Origin of the sequence: Methanohalophilus levihalophilus (assembly GCF_017874375.1) — an archaeon.
Taxonomy (GTDB): Archaea; Halobacteriota; Methanosarcinia; order Methanosarcinales; family Methanosarcinaceae; genus Methanohalophilus; species Methanohalophilus levihalophilus.
In genome coordinates this window covers 61959-76631 of sequence record NZ_JAGGLK010000002.1, presented here as the reverse complement: position 1 = coordinate 76631, position 14673 = coordinate 61959, and the positions used below count along the sequence as shown (strand labels likewise).

Below are 14673 nucleotides of genomic sequence, written 5' to 3'. Positions count from 1 at the left end.
TTTCATTTTTATAAAATCACTAGCAATAACCAATAGTTAACTATTTAAGGAATAAACGTTAACACCTTATTCGTAGTAATACGAACAGGCGTGGGGCGCCTGGTGTATTCGGAGTGGGGGATCATTTCCATCCCCTCTCCCCTCCTCCGTTTTTGAAAATATTGCTTTCTAATTTTGTTTGTATTATCCGTTATTGGATTCAACCCTTGTCAGTATGTTCAAAGTTACTGCATTCTCTTCCGCGATAGCTCCCTCAATGCGGTTCACCAGAAGCTTGAAAGCATCTGTATCAGCAAGATCAGAATAATCCCCAATTCTATGAACAAACAGTTGTTTCTGTGTTTCCAGATATTGCTCTGTTGAACGGTAATTTTTCCATTGTTCCCTGTAGTGGAAAACACCTTCAAGAGCAATTGCGAGGGCTACCAGAATTCCAATAACTGTTACAGACACTCTTGCATAATCCAGATTTAAGTTTCCAATTGATGCTTCGAAAGATATATTGTTGACAACAGGAACCAGAACCGCCCCAATTGCTGCCAGAGCCTGAGTAAACTGATATCTTCTCTTCATCTTCACGGCTTTATTATCATACCATGATCTGTATTGTTCAAGTCTGTTTTCAAGGTATTTTTCAGCAGTGCTTTGTGTAGCATCTACGTCATTGGTCATAGATAGAAATTAGGATTGTACTATTTAACAGATTTGAACATGTGACTATATTTTTCTGAGAACTGTGTTATAGGTATTTTTTGCAATCCAAACACAAAAATACCAACAAACAGATAAATTCACCAGACCTATTCAGTGCGGAGTAAGAATGAGCAAACTAACGCCTGCTATGGAGCAGTACTACAGTGCAAAAAAAGAGCATCCTGATGCCCTGATTTTTTTCAGGATGGGCGATTTTTACGAGTCCTTCGGTGAGGATGCGAAAACAATTTCCCGGGAGCTTGAGATTACTCTTACCAGCAGGGGAAAAGGAAAAGACGGCTCAAAAATGCCTCTTGCAGGCATCCCCTATCATGCAATTGACAATTATCTTCCCCGCCTTGTGAAAAAAGGCTACAAGGTAGCCATTTGCGAACAACTCGAAGACCCCAAGAAAGCAAAAGGTGTTGTAAAGCGGGGAGTTGTCCGTGTTGTAACCCCCGGAACTGCTATTGATTCTTCTATTCTTACTGATTCTGCCAATAATTACCTCATGGCAATGTCACAGGAAAAGGATAACTTCGGGATATCCTTCCTTGACGTATCTACCGGGGAATTCCTGACCACCAGTATACAGGATGATTTTCCTTACGATGGTGTTGCAGCCGAAATATCGCGTATGCATCCAGCAGAACTGATTCTTCCCACAAGTCTAATGGAGGAGACAAAGCTTGTTCGGCGACTTGAGGAACTGAATCTCATTGTCCATGAGTTTGTCTCAGAAGCTTTTGATACTGAAATCGGAAGGCAAAAACTGATGGATCACTTCGGCGTCAAGACGCTGGAAGGCATGGGTTGTGACAATCTTCCCGCAGCAATTTCATCAGCTGCTGCAGCCCTTGAATATGCAACAGAGACGCAGATGCGGGAATTGGGTCATGTCCAGACACTCAAGACATATTCAAGCTCTGAGTACATGGTTCTGGATTCAATCACCCTGAGAAACCTTGAGGTTGTAAGAAATGTGAGAGGAGATGGCAAGGAAGCAACATTGCTGAAAGTGCTGGACGAAACCTCTACTCCCATGGGCAGCAGGACTCTTTTGAAGTGGCTTACCAAACCATTGCTTGATGTAGATGACATCAACAGGCGCCTCGATGCGGTTGAGGAATTCAGCAGCAATACCATGATGCGATTTGATGTACGCTCACATCTTTCCTATGTAAGGGATATAGAAAGGCTGGTGGGAAGGGTTGTTTACGGTAACGGGAATGCCCGGGATCTCGTAGCTCTCAAGAAATCCATGCAATCCGTAGGTCCAATTCTGGAATCAATGGACTCGGATACTCACAGTTTTCTATTACATGAATCAATTGATACCTTAAACTCATTTTCTGCAAGGGAAGAACTTATTGATCTCATTGACCGTGCAATTGTTGAAGAACCGCCCCTCTCTGTCCGTGAGGGAGGGGTGATCAAGCGGGGCTACAATGCCGAACTGGATGAACTGAGGGAAGTCTCCAGCAATGCAAAATCATGGATTGCATCTTTCCAGCAACAGGAGAAAGAGAGGACAGGTATCAAATCCCTGAAGGTTGGATACAACAAAGTCATAGGCTATTATATAGAGGTCACAAAAACGAACATTTCCCAGATTCCTGAAGATTACATTCGCAAGCAGACCATGACCAATGCCGAGCGATTCTTCACTCCCCAGCTCAAGGAGTGGGAGAGCAAGATACTATCTGCTGACGAAAAAATGATTGCTCTGGAGCACCGGATTTTCACGGAAATATCATCTTATGTTGCCTCTTTTTCCCGGGAATTACAGGAGACTGCATCATGCCTGGGAACACTCGATGTGCTTGCTTGTCTTGCTGAGGTAGCAGCCAACAATAACTATGTCCGGCCGAGCATCACAAACGATTGCAAAGTACTTGTTCGTGAGGGAAGGCATCCGGTAGTTGAGGATTCTGTTGAAGGAGGTTTTGTACCCAATGATATTGAGATGGATTGCTCTGACAGCCAGTTCCTCCTGATAACAGGCCCCAACATGGCAGGAAAGTCTACCTACATGCGACAGGTTGCCCTGATAGTAATTATGGCACAGGCGGGTTCCTTTGTACCTGCATCCCACGCTTCCGTCGGGATTGTTGACAGGGTTTTCACAAGGGTTGGAGCCTTCGACGATCTTGCAAGCGGGCAGAGTACCTTCATGGTGGAAATGGTAGAGCTTGCCAATATCCTGAACAATGCAACCTCAAGAAGTCTTGTCCTGCTGGATGAAATCGGTAGGGGTACAAGCACCTATGATGGCTACAGTATTGCCAAGGCAGTCGTGGAGTATATTCATAACAAGGGACGTGTTGGAGTAAGATCGCTTTTTGCAACCCACTACCACCAGCTTACGGATATAGCATCCCAGCTCAAAAGGGTGAAAAATTACCATATTGCTGTTAAAGAGGAAGGCGATGAATTGGTTTTCCTGCGCAAGATTGTTCCCGGTGCTACGGATAAGAGCTATGGTATCCATGTTGCCAGGCTTGCAGGAGTTCCTCGCAAGGTTACACAGCGCTCCCTTGAAATTCTTAACGATATTGAAAATGAGAGTATAATCAGCAAGGAAAACACCGCTGAGAAAAGGCGCAGCTCAACCGCTAAATATACACAGGTTTTGCTCTTTGATCCCTATGCCGGTCAGGAACCTGACTACAGCATGGAAATACTTGATGAAATACGGGATATTGATCTCAATAACATGACCCCGATTGAATCTTTTACAAAGCTTCATGAAATCCAGAAGAAGATAAAGGAGAACGAGCTCAATGGATGACAATCGTCGCATACATATACTGGACGAAGCAACCATCAATAAAATAGCCGCAGGAGAGGTAATAGAGCGCCCGGCATCGATCGTCAAGGAGCTTATCGAAAATTCAATTGACGCTTCTGCTACCGATGTTCGAGTGGAAGTGAGGGGGTCTGGTTCGAAACTAACGTCCGTACTTGACAACGGTGAAGGCATGAGCCGTGAAGATGCCGAAATTGCATTCAACAAACACGCAACAAGCAAAATAAGGAACATTGAGGATATTGAAGAAGTCCAGACCATGGGTTTCAGGGGCGAGGCTCTCTCATCAATTGCCGCTGTTGCCCACGTTGAACTTGTGAGCAGGAAACACGATGCCCTTTCAGGTGTGAAGGTTCAGGTAACCGGGGGGATTGTTGAGGATGTTAGTGAAATTGGTTCTTCCCCCGGAACAAAAATTGTGGTAAAAGATCTTTTCTATAACACACCTGCAAGACGCAAGTATCTCAAAAGTGCAAGAACTGAGCTTTCCCATATTACCGATACTGTCATGCGTCTGGCACTTGCCAATCCAAATGTATCGTTTACTTTGGTGAGTGAGGGTAGGGTCATACTCCGTGCGCCGGCAGGTGATATATTTGACAGGATAATACAGTTACTTGGAAGTGATATTGCAAAAACAATGCTTCCGGTGAAGTATGAAGGAGAACTTGTCAAAGTTTCGGGTTTCATTTCAAAACCTGAGATTAGCAGAACCGGAAAGGATATGCAGTACTTTTTCGTGAACGGACGCAGCATTGCTTCGGCAGCTATGAGCAATGCTGTGCTTATGGGATATTATTCACTTCTTCCTAAAGGACGACAGCCACTTGCTGTTCTCAATGTGAGTGTAAATCTCAAGGAAGTGGATGTCAATGTGCATCCTGCAAAACGCCATGTTCGTTTTAGTCGTGAATCCGATGTGATGGATGAACTTACCCGGGCCGTGGAAGATGCCCTTGCAAATCAGGAACTGATTCCCGAAGTGAAACTCAAAAGTTCTAAAAAAGCACAATTCCAGATGCCTTTGAACCCTGAGAAACCGATGATAGAAGCTGAAAGTCCTGCTGTACCGGTTGTGAAAGAAAGCAAAGCTGCTTACAGGGCATCGGCAAAAGATACCGAAAAGCGCATCAGGAGATCAGAAAGAACGTTTTTGGACGAAGCTCCTGAAAGTATCCGTATTGCTTTGAAGGACATGAAAATCATAGGGCAGGTACATGATCTTTACATAATTGTGGAGTCCGAAGACGGGCTTATGCTGATTGATCAGCATGCTGCACATGAAAGGATAATGTATGAGCAGATACGCAGGAAGGCGTCAAGTGGCTGGCAGGAACTTCTGGAGCCTTTGACAATTGATTTGACTCCTCGCGAAAAGGCGATAATGCAGGAGTATATACCTTACTTTGAAGAGATGGGTTTTGCCCTTTCGGAATTCGGCCCTAATACTTACATCATAACTGCAGTACCACATGTTTTTGGGAAAGTTCAGGATCCGTCGGGAATCCGGGACATGGTTTCTGAAATTCTTTCAACAGGCCGGATCAAGGATAAGAATAACATTTATGATCACATGTACAAGACGATGGCCTGCAGGGCTGCGATTAAGGCCGGAGCTCCATGCACGATTGAGCAGATGACCAATCTGCTGGAGCAACTCGAAAAGGCTGAAAACCCATTTACATGTCCCCACGGACGGCCGACAATTATCAGCCTTACCATGGATGAACTTGCCAAACTCTTCAAGAGAACAGGTTGATTGCAAATAAAAAGTCGGTACTTTTATAACTTTAGAGCTGTGATTTGATGACAATGATCGACCCCGTGAACAAATCAAAAATCCCCGAAGAATGGATGGCCAAATCCAGTTTACCAAGAGATGAGCTGGAAGAAGGCATCAAAAATGGTATGCTTGTTTTATTGAGTGATGGTTCTGTACTAAAACGTGGATATACGACAGGAACAACAGCTGCTGCAGCAGCCAAGGCTGCCGTTCTTTCTCTCGGGAAAGAAGTTTCCGATTTTTCTGTACCTACTCCCTCAGGTGTACGTGCAAATTTCACTGTGATTGAGGCAAAGGATGGCTATGCAAAGGTTGCCAAGATACAGAACGATCATGAAACAGATATAACAAGGGGCCTTGAATTTGTAGGTCAGGCAAAACCTTCTGATACTATTTTGATAACTGCCGGTGAAGGTGTGGGAATTGTCACAAGAGGTGGCTTGCAGGTGAAGAAAGGTTTCCCTGCAATTAATCCTAAACCTCTGGCACAGATCAGGGCTGCCGTTGAGGAAGCCGTCGAGGAACTTGGTCTTTCCGGAGCAGAAGTGGAAATATCCCTCCCTAAAGGTAAAGAAATCGGAAAACAAACATTAAATTCCACAATTGGTGTTGAGGGTGGCATTTCAATTCTCGGAACTACCGGTTTTGTGGAGCCATGGAACGATCATCTTGGAGAGATGAAAAGTGAGCTAATAAGCTCCTCTCCAAAAGTTGTACTTACAACGGGGCGTATCGGCATTCGCTATTCCACAATGCTGTTCCCTGATTACACTGTTGTACTTGCAGGTAGTCGGATTTCTGAAGGCCTGGAAGCTGTAACCGGTGAAGCAGTAATATGCGGATTGCCGGGACTTGTTCTTAAATGGGGAGATCCTGAAATCCTCAAAGACACGGGCTTTGCTACTGTTTCTGAAATGGTTGAAACCGAACCAGACGGAGAACATCTCAAGGCTGCATTCAGGAAAACCGTTGAAAAAGCAAACGGTGCACGTGTTGTTGTCGTTGATAGAGATGGAACAGTCCTGATGGATAGTGAGGACTTCGAATGATCATTGTGGGTGTAGGCGTAGGCCCGAACATGCTTACCGAGGAAGCTATTGAAGCCATAAGCAACGCTTCCGAGGTTTATGGTTCTCCAAGGTCACTTGAGCTTGCATCCAAGTACATCAATGGGGAAGGGCAGAAAATAAAGGACTACAAAAACCTACACCTTCTCCCAAAGGACGCTGTTGTACTTTCCACAGGTGACCCGATGTTTTCGGGATTGGGAAAGTTTGCCGGTGAAGGCGACAAAATAATTCCGGGTATTTCTTCAATTCAGGTTGCATGTGCAAAAACGGGCGCTAATATGGCAGGACTTGCAATCATAACGGCCCATGGAAGGGACCCTGCCCCTGCAAAGAAAGAGTTTCTTGAGCAAATCAATCTGGGAAAAAACATTTTCCTTCTTCCTGCCGACACATTCGGATCAACCGAAGTTGCTGAAATCCTGAAAGACAAGGGAATTGAAGCCAGCATTTACGTGTGCGAGAATTTCGGATATCCCGAAGAGCGTATTGCCCAGGGAACTGTAAATGTTCCACCGGTAGCGAAAACCTCTCTTCATTGTGTTGTAGTTGTTTTTTAAAAACTACAAATATTGTTTTCTTTTCTTCTGATTTTTTCAGATATTCACTATCAACAAAGCATTTCAAGAAAAAAACTAAACTTTAGTTGATTAAAGGACAACCTATATATACAATAATTTCATATTTGCAATCCAACCAGTCTTTATTTCAATAAAGTAAAATTGTTATTATAGAGGAATGCTTGTATGCATATATTTGAAGGTTTTTTACCCGGCCCGTGGTGGCAGATCTGGTTTGCAATCTCCATCCCGGTAATATTCTTTGGTATGTACAGAATGAACAAACTCATCAGTGAAAGACGCGAACTTCTGCCTCTTCTGGCGGTTGCAGGTGCATTTATCTTTGTATTATCTTCACTGAAACTCCCATCAGTTACCGGTAGTTCTTCCCATCCAACAGGAACAGGAATGGCTGCAATTCTTTTCGGTCCGGCAATAACTGCCGTACTCGGTACAATTGTATTGCTCTACCAGTCTCTCTTCCTTGCACATGGTGGATTTACAACTCTTGGTGCCAATGTGGCTTCAATGGGTATCATCGGTCCTGTGGTTGCTTACGTGATTTACAAGGCAGGAATGAAAGCCAATATGAACTTCTATGTCGTAGTTTTCCTTGCAACTGCCTTTGCTGACTGGGCAACGTATGTGGTAACATCGATACAGCTTGCTTTAGCCTTCCCGGCGGAGGTCGGGGGATCGATGGCCTCGTTCCAGGCATTTGCAGCGATTTTCGCCACCACACAGGTGCCTCTGGCAATTATGGAAGGAGCGCTCACCGCACTTGTATTCAAGTACATCGTTCAGGTCAAGAGTGATGCACTTGTGGAACTAAAAGTGATAACAGCTGAGACGGTTGAGAAACTAAGAGGTGTAGTAGCATGAAAGGTGAACTGATCTTTGGAGCTCTAGCCCTTCTTTTTATTGCTTCTTTCTTCTATGGAATGGCATTAAACCCCGGATCCGAATTCGGTGGTGCAGATGGTGCAGCCGAGGATGTTATTGCAGAAGTAAACCCTGATTATGAGCCCTGGATTGGCAACCTCGGTTTCGAGCCACCAGGCGGTGAAACTGAAAGCTTGCTCTTTGCTCTTCAGGCAGCAATCGGTGCTGTAGTAATCGGTTATTTCTTCGGTTACTACAGGGGAAAAGGTCAGTCTCAACAATGACCTTTTCATTTTTCTATTTTTTTCCTTTTTTAACGTTACATATTAATAGGGTGCTTCCAAAGAAGCACAAAAAACATCTCAAGCTGATATCATGACAAAAATGCTGGATGATTATGCTCTCATGAGTCCTTTGCGCCATACAAATAATTGGCTTAAGATAGGACTGGTATTTTTCGGAATTCTCATGGGCGTATCATCAACTTCACCTGTAGTTCCTTTTTTGATAGCTTTATGCATGGGAGTTGCAACGGTCTTAATCGCTAAGATGCCTTTGAAAGATTACTTGAAAATGCTGTCAGCTCCGGCTTCTTTTGTAATTCTCAGCGTAATTATCATCGCCTTTTTCTTTGGAGGAGGACGGGAACTCTTTGGTTTTGATATATTCAGCTACAGAGTGGGAATCAATATAGAAGGGCTTGAAATGGCCTTTCTTGTTTTCTCCAGAACACTTGGTGGAATGACATGTTTGTTCTTCCTCGCATTGACAACACCTATGGTTGAGCTCTTCGCAGTGCTCAAAAAATCAAGACTTCCGGATTCGTTTATCGAAGTTTCCATGATGATGTACCGTTACATCTTTGTTTTCCTGGAAGTTGCATTGAGCATCAAATATGCCCAGACTGTTCGCCTTGGCTACAAGGATCTGAGAACTTCACTTAATTCCCTTGCCATGCTCGCATCGACCCTTTTTTTGAGATCATGGGAGCAGGGTGAGAAAATATTTGTTTCAATGAATGCAAGATGCTACGACGGAAAAATGGCCTTCTATGAAGAGACAAGGCCTTTAAAGGCCTCGGAAGCTCTTTTGACGCTTTGCTATGTATCCGTAATTGTGGCTGTGTGGTATATTTCCAATGGGGTAGGAGGACGGTGGTAAATAAATGACAATACTCGAAACACAGGGTCTTAAATTCTCATATCCTGATGGAACAAAGGCGATTAAGGGCCTTGACATCAAACTGATGAAAGGAAAAAAGATAGCTTTTGTCGGGCAAAACGGTTCAGGTAAATCAACCCTTTTCCTTCTTCTCAACGGCACCCTGAAACCTACAGAGGGCAATATTCTCTTTGATGGAAAAGAGGTTCAATACGATTCCAAATCCCTTAAGGAAATACGCCAGAAAGTGGGCATAATTTTCCAGAATTCAGATGATCAGATTTTTGCTCCCACGGTTTACCAGGATATTGCTTTTGGTCCTTCCAATCTCGGTCACAGCAATAAAATTGTCGAGGCAAAAGTCAATGAAATGCTGGGCTACTTCGGTATTGAGGAACTCAAAGACAGGCCTCCTCACCATTTGAGTGGAGGACAGAAGAAAAGGGTTGCAATTGCCGGTGTTGTGGCAATGGAACCAGAAGTTGTCATTCTGGATGAACCTCTCGCAAATCTGGACCCGGTTGGTGCTGATGAATTAATGGATATTCTAAATGAACTCAACCATATGGGAACAACCCTTATCATTTCGACTCATGATGTCGATCTTGCCTACAAGTGGGCAGATTATGTTTTCTTCCTTGTGAAAGGTGAGATTATAGGGGAAGGTAAACCCTCGGAGGTTTTCAGGGATCATGAATTACTCCGGAAATCTCATTTGCGCCTTCCGGTCACTTTCGATATTTATCGTGAGATAGAAAGGCGGAATCTTGCACATTCACAGCGGAATCCCCGGACAGTACCTGATATTGTAAACGCACTCAAACCACCTGATTTGATGTGGGTGGATGTTCCCCCGGAGACACAGGAAGGGGATGAACTTAACCTTGGAATCCTTTACGGTGACTATGCCCTTGAATCTCCTTACGAAGCTGTAAATGGAAAGGTCTTACACATTCATCCCGAAGGAAAGGCAATCGTTGAACTCACAAGACATGGGTTCAAGGCTGGCGGGATTACAATTTACGATATGGATGGATTTGATTCCAAAGCCTTTGACGAATTTATACAGAACGACGGAATTGACGTAATCGGAGCCATGGGTAAGCGCAGCAAAACCCTTGCAGAACAGAATTCTATTGCCGTGGATATTTCTTCGGGTGTCATTGACAGGGCTATTCTCATGGCATTGTGCGGCAAAAGATGTATGATACTGACAAACGGCGGGATGATTCCCCACTCGTTGAATCGTATCAATGAGTATGTAGACAGAAGTGGAATTGCAATCAGCGTATCTGTTGCAAATCCACAATGATCTTTTTTCCGAATTTATTCTTTTTACCGGCTTCTCGTTTTTGCCAGCAGTCTCAGCATTTCAATGTAAAGCCAGACGATGGTTACCAGTAAACCAAATGCTGCGTACCATTCCATGAATTTGGGTGCACCTCTTTCTACACCTCTTTCAATGAAGTCAAAATCCAGTACCAGGTTGAGGGCTGCAATTATTATCACGATAACAGAAAACCCAATGCCAATCAACGAACCTTCGTGGATGAAGCTGATTGAGTTCCCGAAAAATCCCATCACAATATCCACCAGGTATATGAGGAAAATACCTCCTGTTGCAGCCACTACACCAAGTTTGAAATTTTCCGTGACTTTAATGAATCCGCTCTTGTAAACCAGCAGCAGGGCAACAAATACTCCAACTGTTCCGGTAATGGCATCCACTACAATTCCCGGATAAGTGATCTCAAAGAATGCCGAAATAATTCCCAGGGCACAACCTTCAAGGATCGCATATGCTGGAGCGAGGTAAGGTGCAAGTTCTTTTTTCAGAACAAGAATGACTGCAACTATAAGAGCGCCGAAAATCGTTGCGTATAGCCAGATTGGAATTAAAGGAAGGGCGTTTTGACCTTCCGGGAATACCAGATCCCATGTAAAGGCTCCGGCCATGAAGACAATAAAGATTAGAATTAGAGATTTATTCACTGTTCCCGACAAAGTCATTTTCTCAGTAGCTGTAGTGTATCCCTGAAAGACTTTATCGCTCAAAGCAGGATTAGCTGTTCTCATAACTTATCTCCAGAATTATACAATAGATTGTGTAAGAATTACCCGATACTCCATGGTTTTATGAGGTCATATATTTTTTTGCCATGTACTTTTGTATTAATCAAATGCTTCTTGTACAATAAAAGCAGATATTTTAGGGGGAATCTTTATGTGCCCGGCGCAGAGTGATGAAATCTTTAAGGATCCAGATAATCCATCAGCAAAATTCCGAGTTGCATGTTCACAGGTATCTGTACGGGATGTCATGACCAGAGACCCCGTCTCAATCCACGAAGGGGAATCTGTGGAGAATATATTTGAGTTATTCAATAATTATCATTTTCACACGTACCCAGTTGTTGATGATAAGGGGTCCTTTATCGGCGTTGTGGATCAAAATCTCATTTTGCAGCTCCTGCTTGTCAACAGGACTCCAAGACTTGATCATACCCATCTCATGGCGGTAAAATCATCCAGCGATGATGCGAGAGGCATAATGGTGTCCCACCCGGTTACAGTCCCGTCCGATACATCCCTGTGTGATGCTGCGGATTTGATGATAAAACACAAAATGGATCGCTTTTGTGTGGTTGATGATGGCAATCTTGTTGGTATCATTTGCAAGGCAGATGTTATCAAGAAGGTTTACGAACTCAGAGGTCTTTGAGGATGGAATTTCTTCTTCATATACTTCTAATTCTTCTGGTAGCCAAATTACTGGGTGAGTGTTTTGAACGTATAGGAATGCCTTCCATTCTTGGTGAAGTGCTGGCCGGTATTCTATTGGGCTTTGCTCTTCTTTCAGAGACGGAAATCCTGACTTCTTTAGCTGAATTAGGGGCAATTTTCCTTCTTTTTACAGCCGGGTATAAGGAAGTACATTTGCAGGATCTGAGAGCTTCATCAGGAAGTGCTTTCATTGCAACCCTTTTCCAGATTGGTACGGCCTTTATCTTTGGATTTGGACTAGGTGTATACTTTGGGTTTGGATTTGTAGAAAGCATGTTTCTGGCTGTTGCTTTTAGTCCCACAAGCATTGGGGTCATTGTAAAAACCCTGATTGACATGGATTACCTTTCAAGCCGGCCGGGTTCAATGATGCTGACTTCTGCCATATTCGATGACATCATCGGGATTTTCCTGCTTTCAGTTGTTGTAACCATGGCACAGTACAATCAGTTCCCTTCCGGAATCCAGCTTTTAGTACTTACAGCAAAATTGGTCTTCTTTGTTTTGATAATGGGTATTCTCGGACGTTACGTATTCCCTGCTATTTTTGATTATGTTCACAGGATGCATGTCAAAGAATCAGTGTTTGGGACGGTTGTAATGGTTGCCCTTTTTTCAGCATACCTCGCGGAATTGTTCCAGCTTCATGCAGTAATCGGTGCCTTTATCGGAGGAGTATTGATTTCTAATATCCCGATTGCAAAGATAGAGGATGTGCAAAGCAAGGTTTCAGGTGTTGCTTATGGAATCTTTGTTCCTATTTTCTTTGCTTTTATTGGTCTTTCCGTAAACTTTTCAGTACTTGGTGGAGTGGGACTCTTTGCCTTCCTTGTCGTAGTTCTCGCATTGCTTGGTAAATTGATTGGTGGGTTTGCCGGAGCAAAAGTAATCGGTTTTGGAAATCACGAAAGCCTGATTTTTGGGGCCGGGATGATGCCAAGGGCCGGTGTTGAACTTGTGGTCATTTCCATCGGGAAAAATCTTGGACTGATAACCGATGAGGTTTTTTCTGCAGTCGTGGTCATGGTTGCGGTATCAATATTCATATCACCAATCTTGCTGAAAACTCTTATAAGAAAAAAACAGGGGCAAGATTATGTTTCTTAAAGGTTAAATCATCAGGCTTTTGAAAGGTGGAACCAGAATTCACTGCCCTTCCCTTCCGGATTGTCACGAACTCCCACATCTCCTCCGTGGAGCTCAACGATTCGCTTCACAATTGCCAGTCCAAGCCCTATGCCTTTCACACTTCCCTTGTTAATCCGTTCAAAACGATGGAAAACATTCTCCTTTTCAGAATCCGGTATTCCTTCACCTGAATCCGTAATCCTGACTTCCCAATTGTTTTCGCTGCTTACAATTGAAGTTTTTATCGTGGAACCTTCGGGACTATACTTGATAGCATTGGATATCAGGTTAGCGAATACTTCCTCAATGATGGGGTTTACAAGGGATGTGCAATTTTCCGGAAGCTCGCCTTCTACATGCATATTTTTACTTGCAAGTTGCTCCTTGAAATTATCCACAGTCTTTTTCAGGAACATGCAGAGGTCGGCTTCCTGAAGTTCGAGGTCTTTGGAGGAACGTAGTTTTGAAAGTTTTGAGGCGTTATCAATTATTTCAATTATTTTCTTGGACTGTTCCTCAATACGCAACTCTTCTTCCTTTTTCTTTGAATCTGTTTCTGTTCGTGCAAGCAAATGTGAGTAACCCTTGATGACGCCTGCAGGATTCAACAAGTCGTGGTGTAAGATATCCAGGAAAATATCTTTTAGCTGGTTTGATTCTTCGAGTTCTGTTGTCCTTTCATAGACCATTTTTTCCAGATCACGTTGATATTGGAGTAAATCTTCCTCGGTTTGCTTCAGCTCTGTAATATCAAGAATGGAAGTAACTATTCCAACGATGTTTTTTTCCTGATCGACCACCGGATTGGCACGAATATTCCAGTATTTACCCTCTGAGGTCTTGATTTCCAGATGTTGCTTTTTTCCTGTTTCTAAAGCTATTTTTGCAGGACAGTCGTCGGGAATGTTTGTTTTTTTATGTAGCACTTCACAGCATTGCTTTCCTATAATTTCACTTGAAAATATTTCCTTGGCATGTGGGTTTGCCCATTTAATTGTTAAGTTTCTGTCAAGGTAAAGTACAGTTTCACTAAGTGAGTCAAGAATTGTCAACTTTTGCTGTCTTTCCTGGAATAGCTCTGCTTCGGATAGTTTTCTCTGACTGATGTCACGGGCAATGGACAGAATTCCAGTTTTACCTTCATATTCGATGACCCTGCTGCTGAGTTCTACAGGAAACTTTTTTCCTGTTTTTGTTCTCTGAACAATTTCAAAGAGAGCAGTTCCTTTTATCAACACCATCTCAATCTTGAGACCTATCATTTTTGCATATTCGAGGGCATCGATATCTTTTTTGTTCATTTGTAAAAATTCGTCCCTTGAATATCCATATCTGTTGCATGCTATGTCATTAACTTCAAGGAAATTTCCTTCCAGATCGTGAATGAATACTGCATCGCTGAGGCTATTAAAAAGATGCTGGAACTTATTCTCCTTATCCTTGATTTGCTTCTCAAGAACGTGTTTTTGTGTGAGAAGTTCCTTGTCACATTGCTTTCTCATCAAAAGTTCCCGGGTTCTTTCATTAAGAGACTTTATGTCAATGGTTCCTGATTTTACATGCATTACGGGAAACCCGGCGTCTTCTAATTCTGAGCAAATAGCACTCTGGTTCTTTTTAGAATCATCTACAACTAACATTATACCATCAGGATTGCTATCAAGAACCAGCTTAGATTCTTCGTAAGAGTATGTTGTCTCAATGATGGTATCAGTCAATTGCAAACAATGCTTCATCTGGTTAGCTGCGAATTCATCGCCAGCTACAATTAATAATTTCTTTATAGGCTGCGTTTTTATACCCCGT

Annotated in this window: 13 protein-coding genes; 10 read left to right on the top strand and 3 right to left on the bottom strand. The window is 43.2% G+C overall.

Going from position 1 to position 14673, the window contains the following annotated elements; translation table 11 throughout:
• Nucleotides 1–183: 183 nt before the first annotated feature.
• Nucleotides 184–672: a DUF4231 domain-containing protein gene (locus J2755_RS04005; RefSeq protein WP_209680191.1), complete on the bottom strand. Its 489-nt coding sequence runs from the start codon at nucleotides 670–672 to the stop codon at nucleotides 184–186.
• 148 nt (nucleotides 673–820) lie between these two features.
• Between J2755_RS04005 and mutS the strand changes: the two genes are divergently transcribed.
• From mutS to J2755_RS03965, 8 genes are all read left to right on the top strand, one after another.
• Nucleotides 821–3484, top strand: a complete 2664-nt coding sequence (gene mutS, locus J2755_RS04000) for a DNA mismatch repair protein MutS (RefSeq protein WP_209680176.1) — start codon at nucleotides 821–823, stop codon at nucleotides 3482–3484.
• Nucleotides 3477–5261 carry a DNA mismatch repair endonuclease MutL gene (gene mutL, locus J2755_RS03995; protein ID WP_209680174.1) on the top strand — a complete coding sequence of 595 codons (1785 nt, stop codon included), beginning with the start codon at nucleotides 3477–3479 and terminating at the stop codon, nucleotides 5259–5261. The genes mutS and mutL overlap by 8 nt, the downstream gene beginning before the upstream one ends.
• Nucleotides 5262–5314: 53 nt before the next feature.
• Complete coding sequence (locus J2755_RS03990; protein WP_209680171.1) at nucleotides 5315–6334, top strand: cobalt-precorrin-5B (C(1))-methyltransferase; 1020 nt, start codon at nucleotides 5315–5317, stop codon at nucleotides 6332–6334.
• Nucleotides 6331–6912, top strand: coding sequence for a cobalt-precorrin-7 (C(5))-methyltransferase (locus J2755_RS03985; RefSeq protein WP_209680168.1), 582 nt, complete (start codon nucleotides 6331–6333; stop codon nucleotides 6910–6912). Before J2755_RS03990 ends, J2755_RS03985 begins: the two co-directional genes overlap by 4 nt.
• A 186-nt stretch (nucleotides 6913–7098) precedes the next feature.
• Nucleotides 7099–7794 (top strand): energy-coupling factor ABC transporter permease, encoded by a 696-nt coding sequence (locus J2755_RS03980; protein ID WP_209680165.1) that lies wholly within the window; start codon nucleotides 7099–7101, stop codon nucleotides 7792–7794.
• Complete coding sequence (locus tag J2755_RS03975; protein WP_209680162.1) at nucleotides 7791–8078, top strand: energy-coupling factor ABC transporter substrate-binding protein; 288 nt, start codon at nucleotides 7791–7793, stop codon at nucleotides 8076–8078. The genes J2755_RS03980 and J2755_RS03975 overlap by 4 nt, the downstream gene beginning before the upstream one ends.
• 91 nt (nucleotides 8079–8169) lie before the next feature.
• Nucleotides 8170–8955 carry a cobalt ECF transporter T component CbiQ gene (gene cbiQ, locus J2755_RS03970; protein ID WP_209680160.1) on the top strand — a complete coding sequence of 262 codons (786 nt, stop codon included), beginning with the start codon at nucleotides 8170–8172 and terminating at the stop codon, nucleotides 8953–8955.
• A gap of 4 nt (nucleotides 8956–8959) precedes the next feature.
• Nucleotides 8960–10267, top strand: a complete 1308-nt coding sequence (locus tag J2755_RS03965; RefSeq protein ID WP_209680157.1) for an energy-coupling factor ABC transporter ATP-binding protein — start codon at nucleotides 8960–8962, stop codon at nucleotides 10265–10267.
• 23 nt (nucleotides 10268–10290) lie between these two features.
• On the opposite strand, the gene J2755_RS03960 is transcribed toward J2755_RS03965, so the two are convergent.
• Nucleotides 10291–11031 (bottom strand): Bax inhibitor-1/YccA family protein, encoded by a 741-nt coding sequence (locus J2755_RS03960; RefSeq protein WP_209680154.1) that lies wholly within the window; start codon nucleotides 11029–11031, stop codon nucleotides 10291–10293.
• Nucleotides 11032–11179: 148 nt separating this feature from the next.
• On the opposite strand from J2755_RS03960, the gene J2755_RS03955 reads away from it, so the two are divergent.
• Nucleotides 11180–11677 carry a CBS domain-containing protein gene (locus J2755_RS03955; RefSeq protein WP_209680151.1) on the top strand — a complete coding sequence of 166 codons (498 nt, stop codon included), beginning with the start codon at nucleotides 11180–11182 and terminating at the stop codon, nucleotides 11675–11677.
• A gap of 2 nt (nucleotides 11678–11679) precedes the next feature.
• On the top strand, nucleotides 11680–12846 hold the full coding sequence (locus tag J2755_RS03950) for a cation:proton antiporter (protein ID WP_209680135.1): 1167 nt from the start codon (nucleotides 11680–11682) through the stop codon (nucleotides 12844–12846).
• Between the two features lie 11 nt (nucleotides 12847–12857).
• On the opposite strand, the gene J2755_RS03945 is transcribed toward J2755_RS03950, so the two are convergent.
• Nucleotides 12858–14603, bottom strand: coding sequence for a sensor histidine kinase (locus J2755_RS03945; RefSeq protein WP_209680132.1), 1746 nt, complete (start codon nucleotides 14601–14603; stop codon nucleotides 12858–12860).
• Nucleotides 14604–14673 lie beyond the last annotated feature (70 nt).